Genomic DNA, 19095 nt, shown 5'->3' with positions numbered 1-19095 from the left:
TAGGAATACAATTCGGGTTTGCCTTACAAGGCGGATTCATGTCTAGAATATTTCAAACTCTCGGTGCTGCTAAAGATGACATTCCAATGTTATGGATTGCTGCTCCGCTAACGGGTTTACTAGTACAACCAATTATAGGATATCTAAGTGATCGAACTTGGCATTCCAGATTAGGAAGAAGAAGACCTTATTTCCTTATTGGAGCTATTTTAAGTTCGCTTGCATTATTCTTTGTACCTCATTCACCAGCATTATGGATGGCAGCAGGTTTCTTATGGATTCTTGATGCATCTATCAATGTTTCCATGGAACCATTCAGGGCATTAGTAGCAGATAAACTACCCGAATCGCAACGATCGTATGGTTTTGTAGTGCAAACACTCATCATTGGTATTGGTACTTGGGTTGCCAGTAACTTACCATGGATGATTTCCGAACTCGGTGTCAGTGATTCCGCTGCAACAGGAGTAGTTCCTATGTCCGTAAAAGTAGCATTTGCTATTGGAGCTTTCGTATTCTTAATAAGTATATTATATACAATATTTACAACCTCAGAATATCCTCCTGAAGATATGGAGGAATTCGAAAGAGAGAAAAAACAAAAAAGTAATTTCATATCTGATATCATTGAAAATATTGGGAGCATGCCAACAACGATGAAACGTTTAGGCATCATTCAATTTTTTAGTTGGTTTGCTTTTTTCACGATGTGGAGTATGGCGAATCCTGCATTAACTGAGCATGTATTCAATAATCCTAATCCAACGAAAGAGTTATACGCAAAAGCAGAAAAGAATGATAGTTTCAAAAAACAAAACACAAACGATTTTTTAGCAATTGCAGCAAAAGACAGTGTATTTGTAAAAAATGCAATCAAAGACACATTAATTGTTGATACAGCTATATCTAAAGAAATACTGGCAACGTATACTTCATTACAGAGTGAATCTGAAAAACTAACATACTTAAAAAGTAAAACAAACTCTTTTCAAGATAAGAAAGTATGGTATTGGACAAGCAATGATAAATTTCAAAAAGCATCCAACTTAGTTGGTTCGTACATGGGAACATATGGATTATCATCTATGGTATTTGCATTAATCCTTGTATTTTATACAGCTAGAAGGAGAATTAATAGAAAACTTGTACACATGGTTTCCTTAATTCTTGGTGGAATCGGATTCATCATGATGTATTTTGTTCCTTCTCCAGATTATCTTTTCATTAGTTTCATACTTATTGGTTTTGCTTGGGGAAGTATTCTATCCATGCCATACGCAATGCTATCAAGTTCAGTTGATCCAAAGAAAATGGGTGTCATTATGGGAATCTTCAACATGTTTATTGTAATTCCTCAAATTATTGCCGCTTTGGGTGGAATCAACTTTATCTCAGGGCTTTTTGGCGAAGGTGCCATCAATGCGATGATCTTAGCTGGAGTCAGTTTAATAATTGCTGGATTGTGTAATTTCTTAATCACAAACAAAAACGCTATTAGTTACCAAACAGAAGAATCATAAATATACCAATGAACAAAAAAGGATTTATATTTGATTTAGATGGTGTCATTGTAGATACTGCAAAATACCATTACCTATCTTGGAAATCACTTGCCAATGAACTAGGTTTTGACATCACGCTAGAACAAAACGAACAACTCAAAGGAGTCAGTAGAGTACGTTCCCTAGAAATTATTTTAGGTTGGGGAAACAAAACACTTTCCGAAGAAGCGTTCGCAAAATACATGGCAGAGAAAAACGATAATTACTTATCGCATATTGCACAAATGGATGCAGGAGAAATTCTTCCCGACATTCCAAAAACACTAAACTATTTACAAGAAACACAGCAAGGAATTGCTCTAGGTTCGGCAAGTAAAAATGCTCGTAAAATTCTACAAAAAGTAGGTTTGTTCGATGTTTTTCAAGCCATTGTTGATGGAAACGACGTCAGCAAAGCAAAACCCGATCCAGAAGTATTCTTAATTGCTGCCGAAAAACTAAACAAAACACCAAAAAACTGTATTGTATTTGAAGATTCTGTTGCAGGCGTTACTGCCGCAAATACCGCAGGAATGATTTCCATCGGAATCGGTTCACAAGAAACATTGAGCCATGCAGATTATGTCTTTAAAGACTTTACCGAAATACAAACCAGTTTTATAAACGAATTAATAAATAGATAGCTTGGAATCAGATCGTTTCTCGCTTAAACCCAAAAGCGTTCGCACTGAGCGTAGCCGAAGTGAAGCGACCTAATACCTAACAGCTAATACCAAAGAAAATAATGAATCAGAATTATATACAACCAGATAACTGGTCCATCATAGAAGAAGGATTTGATGTCGAAAGTGTCAAATCTTCCGAAAGCCTCTTTAGCATCGGAAATGGCGCTATGGGACAACGCGCTAATTTTGAAGAACACTACTCTGGAGCAACATTCCAAGGAAGTTATATTGCTGGAGTATATTATCCAGACAAAACAAAAGTTGGTTGGTGGAAAAACGGATATCCTGAATATTTCGCCAAAGTACTCAATGCACCAAATTGGATAGGAATCAATGTAAAAATCAATGATGAAACTTTAGACTTAAACACTTGTAAAAAAGTAGTAGATTTTCGCCGCGAACTCAACATGAAAGAAGGTTGGTACGAACGTACATTCATTGCTACATTACAAAACGATATCGAAATCGCTGTTTCTTCAAAACGATTTCTAAGTTTAGACATTGATGAGGTTGGAGCCATTGCATACAGCATCAAACCATTAAACAACGATGCTACCATACAATATTCGCCATACTTAGATGCTGGAATTGAAAATGAAGATACCAACTGGGAAGAAAAATTCTGGGAAACCATTCAAGTAAAAGCAGAAAACAATCAAGCATTTATCGTTGCCAAAACACTAAAAACTGATTTCCACGCATGTACATTCATGCAAACGGAACTCAAGTTAAACGACAAATTGCTTGACTTGCCAACGAATGTTTCTGAAAAGTCAACAGACATTTCGTTTCATTACACACAAAACGTAAAAGCAAACGAAACGCTTAGCATATACAAATATGGTGGATACACAGTTTGCACAAATCATGATAAAAACGAATTAATTTCTGCCGCAAAAAAAGCATTACAAAATGCTACATCTCAAGGATTTGATGCATTGCTAGAAAACCAAAAAGAAGCTTGGGCAAAAATTTGGGAAATGGCAGACATTACTATTGAAGGTGATGTAAAAGCACAGCAAGGAATTCGTTTCAACATCTTTCAACTCAACCAAACCTATCTTGGAAAAGATTCCCGTCTCAACATTGGTCCAAAAGGATTCACCGGCGAAAAATATGGCGGAAGCACCTATTGGGACACGGAAGCCTATTGCATTCCTTTTTACATGACAACGAAAGATCAGCAAGTAGCTAGAAACCTATTGCAATATCGTTACAATCACTTAGAAAAAGCCATCGAAAACGCACAAAAACTCGGTTTCAACAATGGTGCAGCTTTATATCCAATGGTTACCATGAACGGTGAGGAATGTCACAATGAGTGGGAAATCACCTTTGAAGAAATTCACCGAAATGGCGCCATCTCATTTGCCATCTACAACTACATTCGTTACACAGGCGATTACAGTTACATTCCCGAAATGGGACTCGAAGTCATGATCGGAATTGCACGTTTTTGGCATCAAAGAGCAACATTCTCTACAGCAAAAGACAAATATGTAATTCTTGGAGTTACTGGTCCAAACGAATACGAAAACAACGTAAACAACAATTGGTACACAAACTACATTGCACAATGGTGTATCATATTTGCGCAAGAACACATCAAAAAAGTAAAACAAGAATACGCATCCGATTACGATCGCATCATGCAAAAAGTGCGCTTATCCGAACAAGAAATCTCTTCGTGGATGGAAGTTGCCGAAAACATGTATTTTCCATACAGCGAGCAATACGGTGTGTACTTACAACAAGATGGTTTCTTAGACAAAGATTTAATAAGTGTGGCAGATTTAGACACATCGCAACGACCAATAAATCAAAAATGGAGTTGGGACAGAATCTTACGTTCGCCATACATCAAACAGGCAGATACCTTGCAAGGATTCTACTTCTTTGAAGATCATTTCACCAAACAAGAACTTGAAAAACACTTCAACTTCTACGAACCATTTACGGTGCACGAATCGTCACTTTCACCTTGTGTACACAGTATTCAAGCAGCAAAATTGGACAAAATGGACATGGCGTACACGTTCTATCTCAGAACATCACGACTCGATTTAGACGATTACAACAAAGAAGTTGAAGAAGGCTTGCACATCACGTCCATGGCAGGAACTTGGATGAGTATTGTAGAAGGTTTTGGCGGTATGCGCATGAAAAAAGACACACTTTCCTTTGAACCTCGAATTCCATGGCAATGGAAAGGCTATTCGTTCAAAGTAAACTACCGAAATCACATTCTCAAAATCAATGTCACGCATGAAGGCACTTCATTCGAGCTTGAAAAAGGAGATGATTTAGTGATCTTGGTTGATGGAAAAAAAGTAGCAGTTTCACCAAATGATTTGGTCACTGTTTAAACATAATTTGAAGCTATTTCCTGCTTTCCGCTGTATCTCCCAAGAAAATCGGGAGGATGCCGCTGCAATCAGGGCTAGGAAATAGTAGTGAGTAGTGAGATGTTAGTATTGAGATCGTTTCATAATGTCATTCCTGCAAAGGCAGGAATCCATCGGAATTCAATACTCAAAACGTCAGTTCGAGCGCAGTCGAGAACACTTTGAAACCATAAATGTCAAAACAAACTCGTCTCAATTCTCAATACTAACATCTCAATACTCTAAAAAACAACCAGATGAAAAAAATAATCTTAGTTACACTATTAGCATTTTGCTTCTCTTGTAAAAACAAGGAAGACAAAGCAACAACTATTACTAGCATTTCATCTACAGAAGTCACAGAAATCAAAAACGACATCGAACGTATAGAACCGCCACATTGGTGGACAGGTTTTAAAAATACCAAACTCCAACTACTTGTAAAACATCCTGAAATTGCAAAAGCAACATTCACAATCATATATCCTGGGATCAAAATAGATAACGTGAAAAAAGGAGACAGTCCAAACTATTTATTTATTGATTTAGATATAACAAAACATACAAAACCTGGGAAGTTCAACATTGTTTTCGAATTTAAAAACGGCAACAAACTCACACAAACCTACGAACTCAAAAAACGTACAAAAGCTGCAACAGACTATATCGGATTTGATAGTTCAGACGTTTTGTACTTAATCACTCCAGATCGATTTGCGAATGCAAAACCCGAAAACGATCGATTTGAAAGCATGAACGAAACGACCATTAATCGTTCAGATAATTATGCGCGTCACGGTGGTGATATCAAAGGAATTACAAATCATTTAGAGTATATAGACGATTTAGGGTTCACCGCAATTTGGTCCTGTCCATTACTCACAAACGATATGAAACGCGGTTCGTATCACGGTTATGCCATCACAGATTACTATCAAGTAGATCCACGTTTTGGAACGTTTGCCGAATACAAAGAACTCGCAGACAAAGCCAACAATCGTGGTATGAAACTCATTATGGATCAAATAGCAAATCATTGTGGTTTGGAACATTGGTGGATGAAAGACCTGCCATTTAATGATTGGGTAAACTATCAAAAGGAATTCGAAAACGGTGAAAAAACTACCTATTCAAATCATAGACGCACTTCCAATCAAGATATTTATGCTTCCAAAAGCGATCAAAAAGGAATGACAAATGGTTGGTTTGTAGAAACCATGCCCGATCTCAATCAGCAAAATCCATACATGGCAAACTACATCATTCAAAACAGTATTTGGTGGATTGAGTCTTTAGGGTTAAGCGGAATTCGTCAAGATACCTATCCGTATCCTGACAAGGAATTTATGAGCAAATGGGCAGGTGCAATTATGACCGAATATCCAAACTTTTCTATTGTTGGCGAAGAATGGAGTTACAATCCGTTGTTAATTGGCTATTGGCAAAAAGGCGCAAACAATAAAGATGGTTACAAAAGTAATCTAACATCTACGATGGATTTTGCCATGCAACGCAAAACGGTGGAAGCTTTGACAGAAAAAGAATCGTGGGACAAAGGTTTGGTGAAAATCTATGAAGGTTTGGCAAATGACTTTCATTATGCAAATCCGAAAGACATTATGATTTTCCCAGACAATCACGATATGAGTCGCATCTTTACACAACTCAACGGTGATGTTGTCAACACAAAAATGGCGCTGAGTTATCAATTGGTGTTACCAAGAATTCCACAAATCTATTATGGAACAGAAATCTTGATGAACGACTTTGAAAAACCTGGTGATCACGGATTGATACGAACCGATTTCCCTGGCGGTTGGCAAGGTGATACCGTAAATGCATTTACTGGCGAAGGTTTGACTGCCGATCAAAAAGATATGCAATCGTATCTTAAAAAACTATTGAATTTCCGCAAAACGAGCAAAGTCATTCACGATGGAGAAACAGTGCATTTTGCACCATTTATGGGAACTTATTTTCTATTTAGAACTTTGGGCGACGAAACCGTAGTTCATATCATCAATAAAAATGAACAACCAATTACCATCGACCTCAAACGTTATGCAGAAATGAATTTGACAGGCAAAACCTTGAAAAATGTAATCACAGACGAGAAATTCATCTGGAATGATGCTATAGAATTAAAAGAAAAAGGAAGTATTATATTATATAGTATTGAGAATTGAGATGTTAGTATTGAGTAATCGCTTTGAAACGTCATTGCGAGAAAGTATGACGAAGCAATCCTATTGTTCTAGAGTAAAGTTTTGCTTTGAAGCAAGTAGAATAGTCAAAAAACTTGTCTCAATACTAAAAATCACTTCGAGTGATTTTTTGAAAAAAAATAATATCGAGAAGTACTTTGAAACTAAAAATATCATGAAAACAACATTCATCTTCATACTAATTTCAGTGCTTTTCTTTTCATGCGAAACAGCTAAAAAAGAAAATCATACAACGTCAGTTGCACATACAACTTCAAAAGATACAATTCATCCAAAAGAAGTGAAAACTGTAAAACTAGCAAGTGGAAAACTCATGCGTATTTCTGACTTTCCATCAAACTATATTCGCCCACGAAATGTAGATATTTGGTTGCCTGAAAATTATTCAAAAGACAAAAAATACAGTGTGTTATACATGCACGACGGACAAATGTTATACGATGCTTCTACAACGTGGAACAAGCAAGAATGGCAAGTAGATGAAGTAGCTTCAACGATAATGAATGAAGGCAAAGTTGAAGATTTTATTGTCGTTTCTCCTTGGAATATTTCCGAAATTCGTTGGCAAGATTATTTTCCACAAAAAGCATTTAATTACCTGAATGATGCGGCAAAAAAGTCCTTGCTGGCGAAAGCGAAAGAAAACAATTTTAAAGTTGCTTTTAACGCCGATAAGTATTTAAAGTTCCTTACGGAGGAATTGAAACCGTACATTGACAAAACTTATTCCGTTGAAACTGATCGCGAACATACGCATGTAGCAGGTTCAAGTATGGGCGGATTAATTTCTATGTATGCCATGTGTGAGTATCCAGAAATATTTGGTGCTGCAGCGTGTATTTCTACACATTGGGTTGGCATGTTAACACCAATGGAAAACAATCCGATTCCAAATGCATTTTTTGCATATATGAACGAAAAAGTCCCTTCGCCAAATACACACAGCTTCTATTTTGATTATGGAACCGAAACATTAGATCGACATTATGTGCAATATGCAGAAATTATTGACGCAATTTTTAAGAAAAAAGGATATTCTGAAATTAATTATCGAAATTTAAAATTCGAAGGCGCGGATCATTCAGAAGATTCTTGGCAGAAACGATTGCATATTCCGTTAACCTTTCTATTAAAAAAGTAGCCCATTATTGGGCATTTTATAGACAACGTTAATGCTCATTAATACAACCAAACCAATGAAGACCTTAAAACTATTTTTTATTACATGTATCTGTTGGCAATTTTCGATGGCGCAAAACGCAAATCGAACATTTCAAAGTGTTTCGTTTGATGGAAAAAACATAGTAACGATTCAGGTAAATGATGGAGTGTATCTGCTAAAAGCATACGATTCCAATATTATAGAAACTACTTTTATTCCAAAGGGAGAAGAAGAAATTGAAACATCTCATGCAGTGGTAATGCAGCCTACAGTTCCTAGAATTGTATATGAGGAAAATGCGCAAACAATTATATTTAGAACTACAGGAATTGCAGCAAACATTACAAAATCACCTTTCCAAATTTCATACACATACAAATTCAAACCTGTTATTTCTGAAAAAAATGGCTATCAAAAAATACCCGATGGAGAAGCTATTCAATTCAATTTGACAGAAGATGAAATTTTATTTGGTGGTGGCGCACGCGTTTTAGGTATGAATCGTCGTGGAAACCGTTTGAAACTATACAATAGAGCACATTACGGGTATGAAACACATTCGGAATTGATGAATTTTACCTTACCAATTGTGATTTCATCCAATAAGTACATGATTCATTTTGACAATGCGCCAATTGGTTATTTGGATTTAGACAGTAAAAAAGATAATACACTAAGCTACGAAACCATTTCAGGGCGCAAAACCTATCAAATTATTACAGGAGATTCTTGGGTTGATGTGATTGATAATTATACCGATTTGACAGGAAAACAACCATTGCCGCCACGTTGGGCATTTGGAAATTTTTCGAGCCGATTTGGATACCATTCACAAGCAGAAACTGAAGCAACTATTAAAGCCTTTAAAGATGAAAAAATTCCTGTGGATGCGGTGATTTTAGATTTGTATTGGTTTGGAAAAGATATTTTAGGAACCATGGGGAATTTGCAAGTTTATAAAGATTCGTTTCCCGATGCTAAGCAAATGATCAAGGATTTCAACGATCAAGGTGTGAAAACCATTTTCATCACAGAACCCTTTGTTTTAACAACTTCCAATCGTTGGAATGAAGCTGTCAATAAAAATGTGTTAGCACTAGATTCTATTGGAAATCCATATAAGTTTGACTTCTATTTTGGAAATACGGGCTTGATTGATATTTACAATCCGAAAGGGGAAGAATGGTTTTGGTCAATTTATAAAGAATTAGCCGAATTAGGCGTTGCTGGCGTTTGGGGCGATTTGGGAGAACCAGAAGTACATCCTGAAAAACTACTTCATCACACAGGAACAGCCAACGAGAAACATAATATTTACGGACACGATTGGGCACGATTGGTTTATGAAGGTTATGCCAAAGATTTTCCTAACGTACGACCATTTATTTTAATGCGTGCAGGCTATTCAGGTTCGCAACGCTACGGTTTAATTCCTTGGTCTGGCGATGTAAATAGAACTTGGGGCGGATTGCAATCGCAAACAGAAATTGCACTACAAATGGCAATGCAAGGTTTGGGATATATGCACTCTGATTTAGGTGGTTTTGCTGGCGCGAATTTGAACGATAATTTATACATCCGTTGGTTGCAATACGGCGTTTTTCAACCAATTTATAGACCACATGCGCAAGAAGAAGTTCCGAGTGAACCCGTGTTTCGTTCCGCACGAGCGAAAAAATTAGCGAAAGAAGCTATTGAATTGCGTTATAAATTATTGCCTTACAACTACACTGCTGCCTTTGAAAACAATCAAAAAGGAACTCCATTGATGCGTCCGTTGTTTTTTGAAGAAGAAAATAACAGGCGATTATATACCAATTCATCAACTTATTTATGGGGAAATGATTTCTTGGTGACGCCAATTGTAAAAGACAGCGTACAAACTAAAAAAGTATATTTTCCAGATACGGCAGTTTGGTTTGACTTCTATTCAGGTGAAAAAATAGATGGCGGTCAAACAAAAGAAGTTCGTGTTAGAGAAAATACAATTCCAACCTATGTTCGCGGTGGCGCATTTATTCCAATGGCAAAGCCAATACAAACAACGGCAAATTACGATCAAAATAGATTTGACCTACATTATTATCATGATGGCAGTGTGCGTGAGCATATTAGTCAGCTATATAATGATGATGGTGAAACCAAAAACGCATACGAGAAAGGGAACTATGAATTGTTATCCTTTAGAAGTGATTATAGAACTACACATTTTCACTTTTACTTTTCCGCAGAAAACGGGAATAACTTTTCTCCGAATACAAAAGAAATCAAAGTGATATTACACAATATTGATACAAAACCTAAGAAGATAAAATTTGCGAAAAGAAGAGTCGATTTTGAATGGAATCCATTAGAAAGAACAGTGACTATACCCATTAAATGGAATACTAAAAAAACGAAAGAACTATTCGTAAAACTATACTAAATCAATTTTTAAAATTATTTACAAACCCATATCTAATGAAAAAACTGAGTCTATTTTTTATCTCAACACTGCTGTTTATTTCGTGTAAAACGGAAAAGAAAGAAACTGAAAAAACACCGGAAAAGAAAGAAATTGCTATTGCAGCTGTTTCTGATGGAATGATGGAAAGCGCCGTGATTTATGAAGCAAACATTCGGCAGTATTCAAAAGAAGGTTCTTTTGATGCGTTCACAAAAGATATTCCGCAGTTAAAAGAATTGGGCGTAAAAATTATTTGGCTAATGCCGATTTTTCCTATTTCGGAAACCAAACGTAAAGCCACAGGCGACAAGTTTGCAAGCGATATTGAAGATGCTGAGGAACGTAAAAAATACTTAGGAAGCTATTATGCTGTGTCAGATTTTACAAAGATTAATCCTGAATTCGGAACCATTGAAGATTTTAGAGAATTGATTAAAACTGCGCACAACAATGGCATGTATGTCATTTTGGATTGGGTTCCAAATCATACAGGTTGGGATCATACATGGATTAAAACAAATCCTGATTTTTATACAAAAAATGCAAAAGGTGAAATTACCGATCCGTTAAATGAAGATGGAACACCAGTTGGTTGGGCAGATGTTGCCGATCTGAATTACGAGAATGCAGCATTGCGCAAAGCCATGATTACTGACATGCACTATTGGTTGACCAAAGAAAATGTAGATGGTTTTCGTTGTGATGTAGCAGGTTCTGTACCTACAGATTTTTGGGAAGAAGCAATTCCGAAATTGCGTGCTACCAAAGATATTTTTATGCTAGCAGAAGCTTGGGAACCAGCATTATTGAAAGGTAGATTGTTTGATATGGCGTATGGTTGGGACACACATCATAAGATGAATCATATTGCAAAAGGTGAAGAAACAGTTGTTAATTGGGACAAACGTATGCAACAAATTGATTCTTTATATGAACAAGATGATATTTTGATGAATTTTGTGACCAACCACGATGAAAATTCATGGAACGGAACAATTGAAGAACGCATGGGAAAAGGTGCAGAAGCGTTTACTGCATTAAGTTTTGTAGCACCAGGAATGCCATTAATTTATTCTGGTCAGGAATATGATATGAAACATCGTTTGAAATTCTTTGAGAAAGATGAAATTCCGAAAGAAAAAGGTAACATGTGGCCATTGTTAGCAAAGTTAGGAGCTTTAAAGAATACAAACGCAGCGTTACATGGCGGAAAAAATGCAGCTTCTTACTCCAAATTACAAACGAGTAAAGCGGACAATGTATTGGCTTTTAAACGTGAAAAAGGTGGCAAACAAGTATATTATATTGGAAACTTATCCAACGAAGCTGTGATCACAAAAATTGATCTTACAGGAAGTTTTACAAATGCTATAGATGGAGGCTCAATACTATTTAGAGAAGGACAAGATGTTGCATTGCAACCTTGGCAGTATTTAGTATTGGTTTCTGAGTAAAAGTAAATAGGTTGTCTAAAAAGTTTTGAAGAATATCATTCCAAACTCGATTTGGTTTGACGAAAATTTCACTTTTTAGACAACTTTTTTTTTAAAACCTAAAGCCCAGCTACTTCTTCAATAATGAAACCACCAACAATGAGTTGCGTGTTTTCAATTTGATACTGCGCTAATTCATGTAATGTTTTCATGTGAATGTGTTTTAAAGTTTATAAAATAGGGTTATATACCTCCGTAGTCTTCAACGATTGAACCGCCAACAATAAGTTGTGCATTTTCGATTTGATACTCTTCTAATTGATGTATTGTTTTCATGTGTATGTGTTTTAAAAGTTTATAAAATAAGGTTAAAGACCTCCGGTTTCTTCAATAATAAAACCGCCAACAATAAGTTGTGCGTTTTCAATTTGATACTGTGTTAATTGATTTATTGTTTGCATCTGAATTTGTTTTTAAAATTTATAATTAAGACTATATACCATCATTTTCTTCAATGATAAAACCGCCAATTATAAGTTGTGTGTTTTCAATTTGATACTGTGCTAATTGATCTATTCTTTTCATCTGAATTTGTTTTAAAGTTTATAATTAAGCTAATGCTACTGAAAGAAACTAAACTGCTCCACCTTCTTCAATGATAAAACCACCAACAATGAGTTGCGAGTTTTCAATTTGGTAGTGTGTTAATTCATGTAATGTTTTCATAATAATATGTTTTAAGAATTTATACTAAAGTTAAAAACGAAACGAAGTCTGTTATAGTTGAAAGAAAATATCTCCTGACCATACTCAATTTCGGTTTGCTTATAAAGATTAAATCATATCTGTTTCTTCAACAATGAAGCCACCAACAATCAGTTGTACATTTTCGATTTGATACTGTTCTAATTGATGTATTGTTTTCATACTAAATAAGTTTAAATGATTTATAATGAAACTAAAGTATTAAAGCACAGCGACAGATACTAGTAATGTATCTGACAATTCCGCGAATTATATGAAGTATAGTGTATATAATGAAAACGAAGTAGCAAAAATTAAATTCGCCTTTCAAGCTTTTCTAAGAATTATTTCATCCTAAAAAGAAACGTTGGGAAGAATACTTTGGGATTTCTTTCTGCGAAGGAATCTAATTCAACTTACAGTTTTTAAATACACTCTTAGAGCTTTTTAAAACCGAGTTTCGCTAAATCAAAAAGAGCCTCCTTACGGAAGCTCTTTTCTCTTACCAAAAATTGGTTATTCTTATTTGGGGTCTTAGGGTAATAAGGGAAATAATTTATAACCAATAAATTACTTTAACCATGAAAAAAAGTTAAGTCCAAATATAATATCTCTAATCCATAAAACCCTATATATTAGACAATAACTTATATTCCTTCGACGAACGAATACTTTTGGTAGATGAATGTATGCGTTACTGTCAGATTAGTGTTGCGTATTACTGCTTATTTGCATCTTAAAAAGTTAAAAACAACAGCAGTATGTTACAATTACGGCAGTATATTGTTTTTTTATTGCATTCCAATCAATTTAAAATGAGGAATTGAAATAAACGATTTTATAATCTTGAAAATTGTTGAAAGGTTTGTCTATAAAAAAGAGTACTGATTTCAGTTTTCAGTACTCTTTTTATCACCACCTTATTAAAGCTCTAGTATTTAAGATACTAGACATAAACTATTGCAATTTATAGTTGTGTGTTTCTGTATATTATATTGAAATATACTTGTCACTTTAAAATTGACTTTTAAGAATTGCGGTTGTATTATTAATTGTCTTCTTTTTTTTGATTGTGCTAATGGCCACTTTTTTAAAATAACCATTAGCAGTGTAATCAAAATATAGAAGTCGTAATTACACATATGTCTAGTAATGGTAGCATGTATTGTAATTACAGTATTATAGAGCTAACTACTTCTCTTAATACAACCTCTATTTTTCGTTCTTACTAATTGAACATTATAACTTGTTACGTGTTGTGATTTGATATTATTCGGTTAAATTTCATGATTCTTTTTCTTTTTCAGTTAAATTGTTGTGTAGATTATTCTTGTTTTACAGCGCTAAATAATGACGTTATTCCCTATTTATCAAGAAGTTATTACTGACGTTTATAAATCCCATGCAACGAATTTGTAAATATCACTTGTATATTTTTATGTCAAAACGTTATAATTACTTGCTTTAAGAGTAAGTATTATTATTCTTTCAAAAAATGCTATATTTATAGATATTTGTAACCATTTTATAGTACCATTTTGACCTATATAGCCTAATTGTATTTATTCCCCTACAATTTTAAATGAATTTTAATTATAAAAACGATTTTTTAAAAGCAGTTTTTACATTTGATTCAAAAAAATCAGAAAAAAAGTGAAAAATTATATTCGAAGTCTATCTTCTTTTTTGTCCTTACCTACAACTTTCCATAATAGAAAGATTCATACTTACTTAGTCGTAAGTATTATTTGGACCATTTTTAGCACAAATCTTGTATTTTCACAAGTCAGTTCGGGTACGTTTGAAGATTTAAAATTAGATTTTTATGCTGCTGTAGAAAACCCTACGAAAGCATTTGAGATTGCTACTTCATATTTAAGAAAAGCTAAAGAAGCTAATGATGTCGGACAAATTGTAGCTGGTTATGAATTGTTGGTTTCACATTACAGTCATACAAAAAAGGCAATTTCGTATACAGACAGTATTATTTTGTTAACCAAAAACACGAAACTAGAACATTATCCAGCAGAAGGTTACTTACTGAAAGGAATACAGTTATATTATAATTCTAGATATAATGATGCGTTGACAAATTTTGCAACTGCCAACGACTTAGCAATGATTAATAAGAATTTAAAGCAGCAAATTTCTATTAAACATTATATTGGTTTGCTCAAAAATGTGAGTGAAGAGCGTGAAGAAGCATTAAAGATTTTTCAAGAGAATATTGATTTTATTCATAAAAACGATTTTGAAGAGAAAGATTCAGAGCAATATTTAAAATCGTTATTTGCCTTAGCAGATTCTTACAATAAAAACCGTGTGTTAGATTCTGCCGAAGTTGTTCATCGACGTGGAATTAAAGCAAGTTTACAACATCCTAATAAATATTTATATCCTTGGTTTTTGACTTCTTATGGAATTACTTCTTATTATAAAGAGGATTATGTTAAGGGAATTGATAGTTTGTTGAAAGCTTCTGAGTTTCTAAAGAATAATGAAAAATCGTTATGTTCAAATTACTTGTATATATATAAGTGTTTGGAGAAACAAAGCAAAAACGATGAAGCTATTGGCTATTTATATAAAGTTGATTCTATTTATCAGGAAAAGCCAAAAGTAATTTTTCAGGCAAGAGAAGCATACGAACTTTTAAACAAAGAGCTTAAAGCCGCTAAAAAACCGGAAAAACAATTGACTGCTATTGAAAAACTATTGGTTGTTGATGAGATTATTACGGAGAAATATCAAAATTTAGGAAAAGAGATTGTTCAAAAATATGAAACACCTTTAATGATTTCTGAAAAGGAAGAGTTATTGAGTGAAAAAGAAGAATTGATCAATCAATTGAAAGATGAAAATTTCTTATCGCAAAAAATGGTCGTGATTCTTATCATTGTTTCTGTAATATTATTAGTTATCATTTTTTACTTCTCCAGAAGAAACATCGTTTACAAAAAACGATTCAATGCGTTGATGGAAGAATACGAACAGAAAAAAGCTCAAAAAGAAAAAGAAAAAACAGAGAAAAAGCATGTTCCAGTTACCCAAAAAGTAAAGACTACATCAACTACTGAAAAAGATACTATCGGGTTACCAAAAGAAGTTGTCGATGCTATTTTGGTGAAACTCAAAAAATTTGAAGATACATATCGATTTACTAAAAAGAATTATACCCAAACTAAACTTGCAAGAGAATTAGATACCAATAGTACCTACTTGTCAAAAATTATAAATATGACAAAAGGAATGAACTTTGCAAAGTACATGAACGAGCTACGAATTGATTATGCAATTGAACAATTGAAAGAAAATAAAGTGTTCAGATCATACACAATTAAGGCCATAGCTTTGGAAGTTGGGTTTAACAATGCACAGTCATTTTCGATTGCTTTTCACAAAAAAACAGGCATAAATCCATCTTACTTCCTTAAGCAGCTTGAAAATCAGAACTCAAATTCAAGTATCTGATTTTCAGTATTTTAATTTTAATTTTTCATCGTGATATTTATAAATCCCACTATACTTCATTAGAATTGAGGGGTGTTTTGATATACATTTACATCGTAATCAAAATAACTATAACATCATGAAAAAATCAAGAAGAAACTTAGGGAAACTTACATTATCTAAATTAATGATCGCTCAAATTGGAGAACCTGCAAAAATATCTGGAGGATCAGCTCCTGAAGTCTCAAAATATTGTGACAGTAGAGACGTATGCACATTAATTTGTGGAAGTGACACCATTGACACACAATAATTAAAGAATTTATATTTCTCATTATTATAATTAAAAAATGCTATTTCAAGCTGTTAAACACACTCTTCTTGAAATAGCATTTATATTTTTGAGAAGCAGCGCATCCTAAAAACCTCCTAATGAAACAACGACTATCTCTTTTTTTATTCATCCTCCTCTTATGCTTACAATGTAATACTAGCAAAAAACATCCCCTTTTCGCTGCTAAAAAACCTGTAAACAATACTTATTTTTCTACAACTATTAATGATCCGTACCAATACTTAGAGAATTTAAAAGATACTGCTGTACTTTCCTGGCTTATCTCTCAAAATAATTACACCAAAACAACACTTAAACATATTTCTGGACGCAACCAACTTTTAGAAAAGATTAAAGTGCATGATGAAATGCGTTCGCAAGCTGTTTTTGGCTTAAAGGTACTTTCGTCAAATGCTTATTATTATTTGAAGTACGCTGAAAACCACGAAGCTAATGTGCTGTATTTTAAAGCTGGAATTGATGGCGAAGAAATTGAAATTTTTAATTCGGAACAATATAAATCAAATACAGAAGCAACCTATATTATTAATTATTTTCAGCCAAGCTGGAATGGTCAAAAAATAGCCATTGGTTTTACGAAGAATGATGAAGAATTCTCGGAAATTATTGTATATGATGTTCAAACAAAAACATTTCAGGAAGAAGTGATTGATCATTGCTGGCCTTCTGAGTTAGGTGGAGTAAATTGGTTGGATGACAATTCTGGATTTACCTATTTACATATTCCTGATATTGATACTACATCGCCAAATTATATTTTAGATGCCGCTACAGTTTTGTACCGTTTGGGAACGAACCCGAAAGATTTACATGTTATTTTTTCTCGAAAAACACATCCTGAGTTAAATTTAAAACCTGCCGATTTCCCTATTGTTAATATTTTTGGGAAAGACCAAAAGTATATGTTTGGCAGAGTTGGTGGCATAGGATTTAAAGATTATTATTATGCACCTATAACTGAACTGGAAAAAGAAGCTGTGTCTTGGAAGCCACTTTTTAAGAAGGGACACAAGGTAGAGAAGTTTTTACCTTATAAAGATGAAGTCTATTTTTCAAGTGCGCAAAAAGCATCTAATTTTGGCATTTTTAAAACTTCTTTTTCACAATTGAACTTTGATTCTCCAACAGAGATCGTTCCTGCTACGACAGATGAAATTGTAAAAGATTTTACCATTACTACAAACGGATTGTTTTATACAACAGCTAAAAATGGTGTACAAGCTAGTTTGTATCATATAGAAAAGGAAGAAAGGAAAAAAATTACATTACCAAAAGTATCTGGAAGTATCAATTTGTCTACTATTGGTACACAATCTCCTGAGTTATGGATAGAGATTGAAGGCTGGACTAGCCATAAAAATAGATATCGCTATGATAGTCAAGAGAAGAGATTTACGGAAGAGAATGTAACTCCTGTGGTGAATTATCCAGAATTGGAAGATGTCGTTATAGAAGAGATTGAAATTACGTCTCATGATGGTGTACAGGTTCCTTTGTCTATTATATATAAGAAAGGAATGAAGAAAAATGGTGAAAACCGCATGTTACTTAACGGTTATGGCTGTTATAATTGGATTAATGCGCCTATGTTGTATTCGTATTTGTTGTACTGGATTTCAGAAGGTGGCATTTATGCAGTTGCACACGTACGCGGCGGCGGCGAAAAAGGAGAGCAATGGCATAAAGCTGGTTATAAAAGCACGAAACCGAATACTTGGAAAGATTTTATTGCTTGCACCGAATATTTGATTGACGAAGGGTATACTTCTCCTAAACGATTTGCTGTTTGGGGCGGAAGCGCTGGCGGAATTAATATTGGTCGCGCTATTACGGAACGCCCAGATTTGTACGCTGCCGTGGTGATTAGAGTTGGTTTACTGAATACGGTACGCTCAGAAATTGCACCAAATGGACAGAATAATATTAAAGAGTTTGGCACTGTAAAGGATTCTTTAGAGTTTGAAGCTTTACTCAAAATGGATGCGTATCATCATATTGAAAAAGATGTAGCGTATCCTGCGATGTTTTTGACTTCGGGAATCAACGATTCGAGAGTTGCTGCATGGCAACCCGCAAAGTTTGCAGCACGATTGCAAGCAGCTACAAGTTCAGGAAATCCTATTTTATTGTCGGTCAATTTTTCGGAAGGTCATGGTTTTGATCGCACGCAAAAAAGTAAGCGTGAAGAGTTGGCTGATATTATTTCTTTTGCGTTGTGGCAAACTGGTAGTGAGAAGTATCGGGTGGAGTAGGTTTTGGCTGTTGGCTGTTGGAAAAAATACTTTTTGTTGATTTGTTTTTTTGTTGATACGTCAATTTGATGTTAGAAATTACAGGCTGTTCTTTGAAGTTTATAAACTCCTAAACCTATAAACTAATAAACTATCTAAACATCAATACATTCTCAATAGAAATCAAATTGATCTTTGAAACTTCTCAATACTGAATTCTCAATACAATTTCATAGTACATCTCGACTGCGCTCGATGTGACAGGTGATGGTTTTGGGTGTTGGGTTGCTTTGCTTTTTGGTATTGGGTGTTGGGTCGCTTTGCTTCTTTGTTTTGTGGATTTGTTTTTTTGTTAATTTGTTTATACAAAGTTTCCTCAAGATACAGATTACTTCACTTTTGTTCGTAATGACAAAATTCAAAATATACTTTGCTTTC

The 19095-nt window shown here is 34.4% G+C and carries 10 protein-coding genes; all 10 read left to right on the top strand.

All coding sequences use genetic code 11. From position 1 onward, the window contains the following. Positions 1-1520 (top strand): MFS transporter (locus tag ACRBBL_RS15775; RefSeq protein ID WP_431370037.1); only part of this gene is annotated, 1520 nt, incomplete at its 5' end. Positions 1521-1528: 8 nt separating this feature from the next. Further along, positions 1529-2185 carry a beta-phosphoglucomutase gene (gene pgmB / locus ACRBBL_RS15770; protein ID WP_431370036.1) on the top strand — a complete coding sequence of 219 codons (657 nt, stop codon included), beginning with the start codon at positions 1529-1531 and terminating at the stop codon, positions 2183-2185. Positions 2186-2286: 101 nt separating this feature from the next. Next, the gene (locus ACRBBL_RS15765) at positions 2287-4593 is read left to right on the top strand and encodes a glycoside hydrolase family 65 protein (RefSeq protein ID WP_431370035.1); all 2307 of its coding nucleotides are present in this window, start codon (positions 2287-2289) and stop codon (positions 4591-4593) included. A 275-nt stretch (positions 4594-4868) separates the two neighbouring features. Further along, positions 4869-6797, top strand: coding sequence for a glycoside hydrolase family 13 protein (locus ACRBBL_RS15760; RefSeq protein ID WP_431370034.1), 1929 nt, complete (start codon positions 4869-4871; stop codon positions 6795-6797). 193 nt (positions 6798-6990) lie between these two features. Next, complete coding sequence (locus tag ACRBBL_RS15755; RefSeq protein ID WP_431370033.1) at positions 6991-7977, top strand: alpha/beta hydrolase; 987 nt, start codon at positions 6991-6993, stop codon at positions 7975-7977. A 55-nt stretch (positions 7978-8032) separates the two neighbouring features. Then, positions 8033-10423, top strand: coding sequence for a TIM-barrel domain-containing protein (locus ACRBBL_RS15750; RefSeq protein WP_431370032.1), 2391 nt, complete (start codon positions 8033-8035; stop codon positions 10421-10423). A gap of 35 nt (positions 10424-10458) precedes the next feature. Then, positions 10459-11898 (top strand): alpha-amylase family glycosyl hydrolase, encoded by a 1440-nt coding sequence (locus tag ACRBBL_RS15745; protein ID WP_431370031.1) that lies wholly within the window; start codon positions 10459-10461, stop codon positions 11896-11898. Positions 11899-14274: 2376 nt separating this feature from the next. Next, positions 14275-16092, top strand: coding sequence for a helix-turn-helix domain-containing protein (locus ACRBBL_RS15740; RefSeq protein ID WP_431370030.1), 1818 nt, complete (start codon positions 14275-14277; stop codon positions 16090-16092). 118 nt (positions 16093-16210) lie between these two features. Next, complete coding sequence (locus tag ACRBBL_RS15735) at positions 16211-16384, top strand: hypothetical protein (RefSeq protein WP_431370029.1); 174 nt, start codon at positions 16211-16213, stop codon at positions 16382-16384. 119 nt (positions 16385-16503) lie between these two features. Then, positions 16504-18678: a prolyl oligopeptidase family serine peptidase gene (locus tag ACRBBL_RS15730; RefSeq protein WP_431370028.1), complete on the top strand. Its 2175-nt coding sequence runs from the start codon at positions 16504-16506 to the stop codon at positions 18676-18678. The last annotated feature ends 417 nt before the right edge of the window (positions 18679-19095 follow it).

The organism is Kordia sp. (assembly GCF_050633145.1).
In the GTDB taxonomy this organism is placed as follows: Bacteria; Bacteroidota; Bacteroidia; order Flavobacteriales; family Flavobacteriaceae; genus Kordia.
The sequence above is the reverse complement of the archived record's forward strand: the minus strand, read 5'-3'. Positions and strand labels throughout refer to the sequence as shown.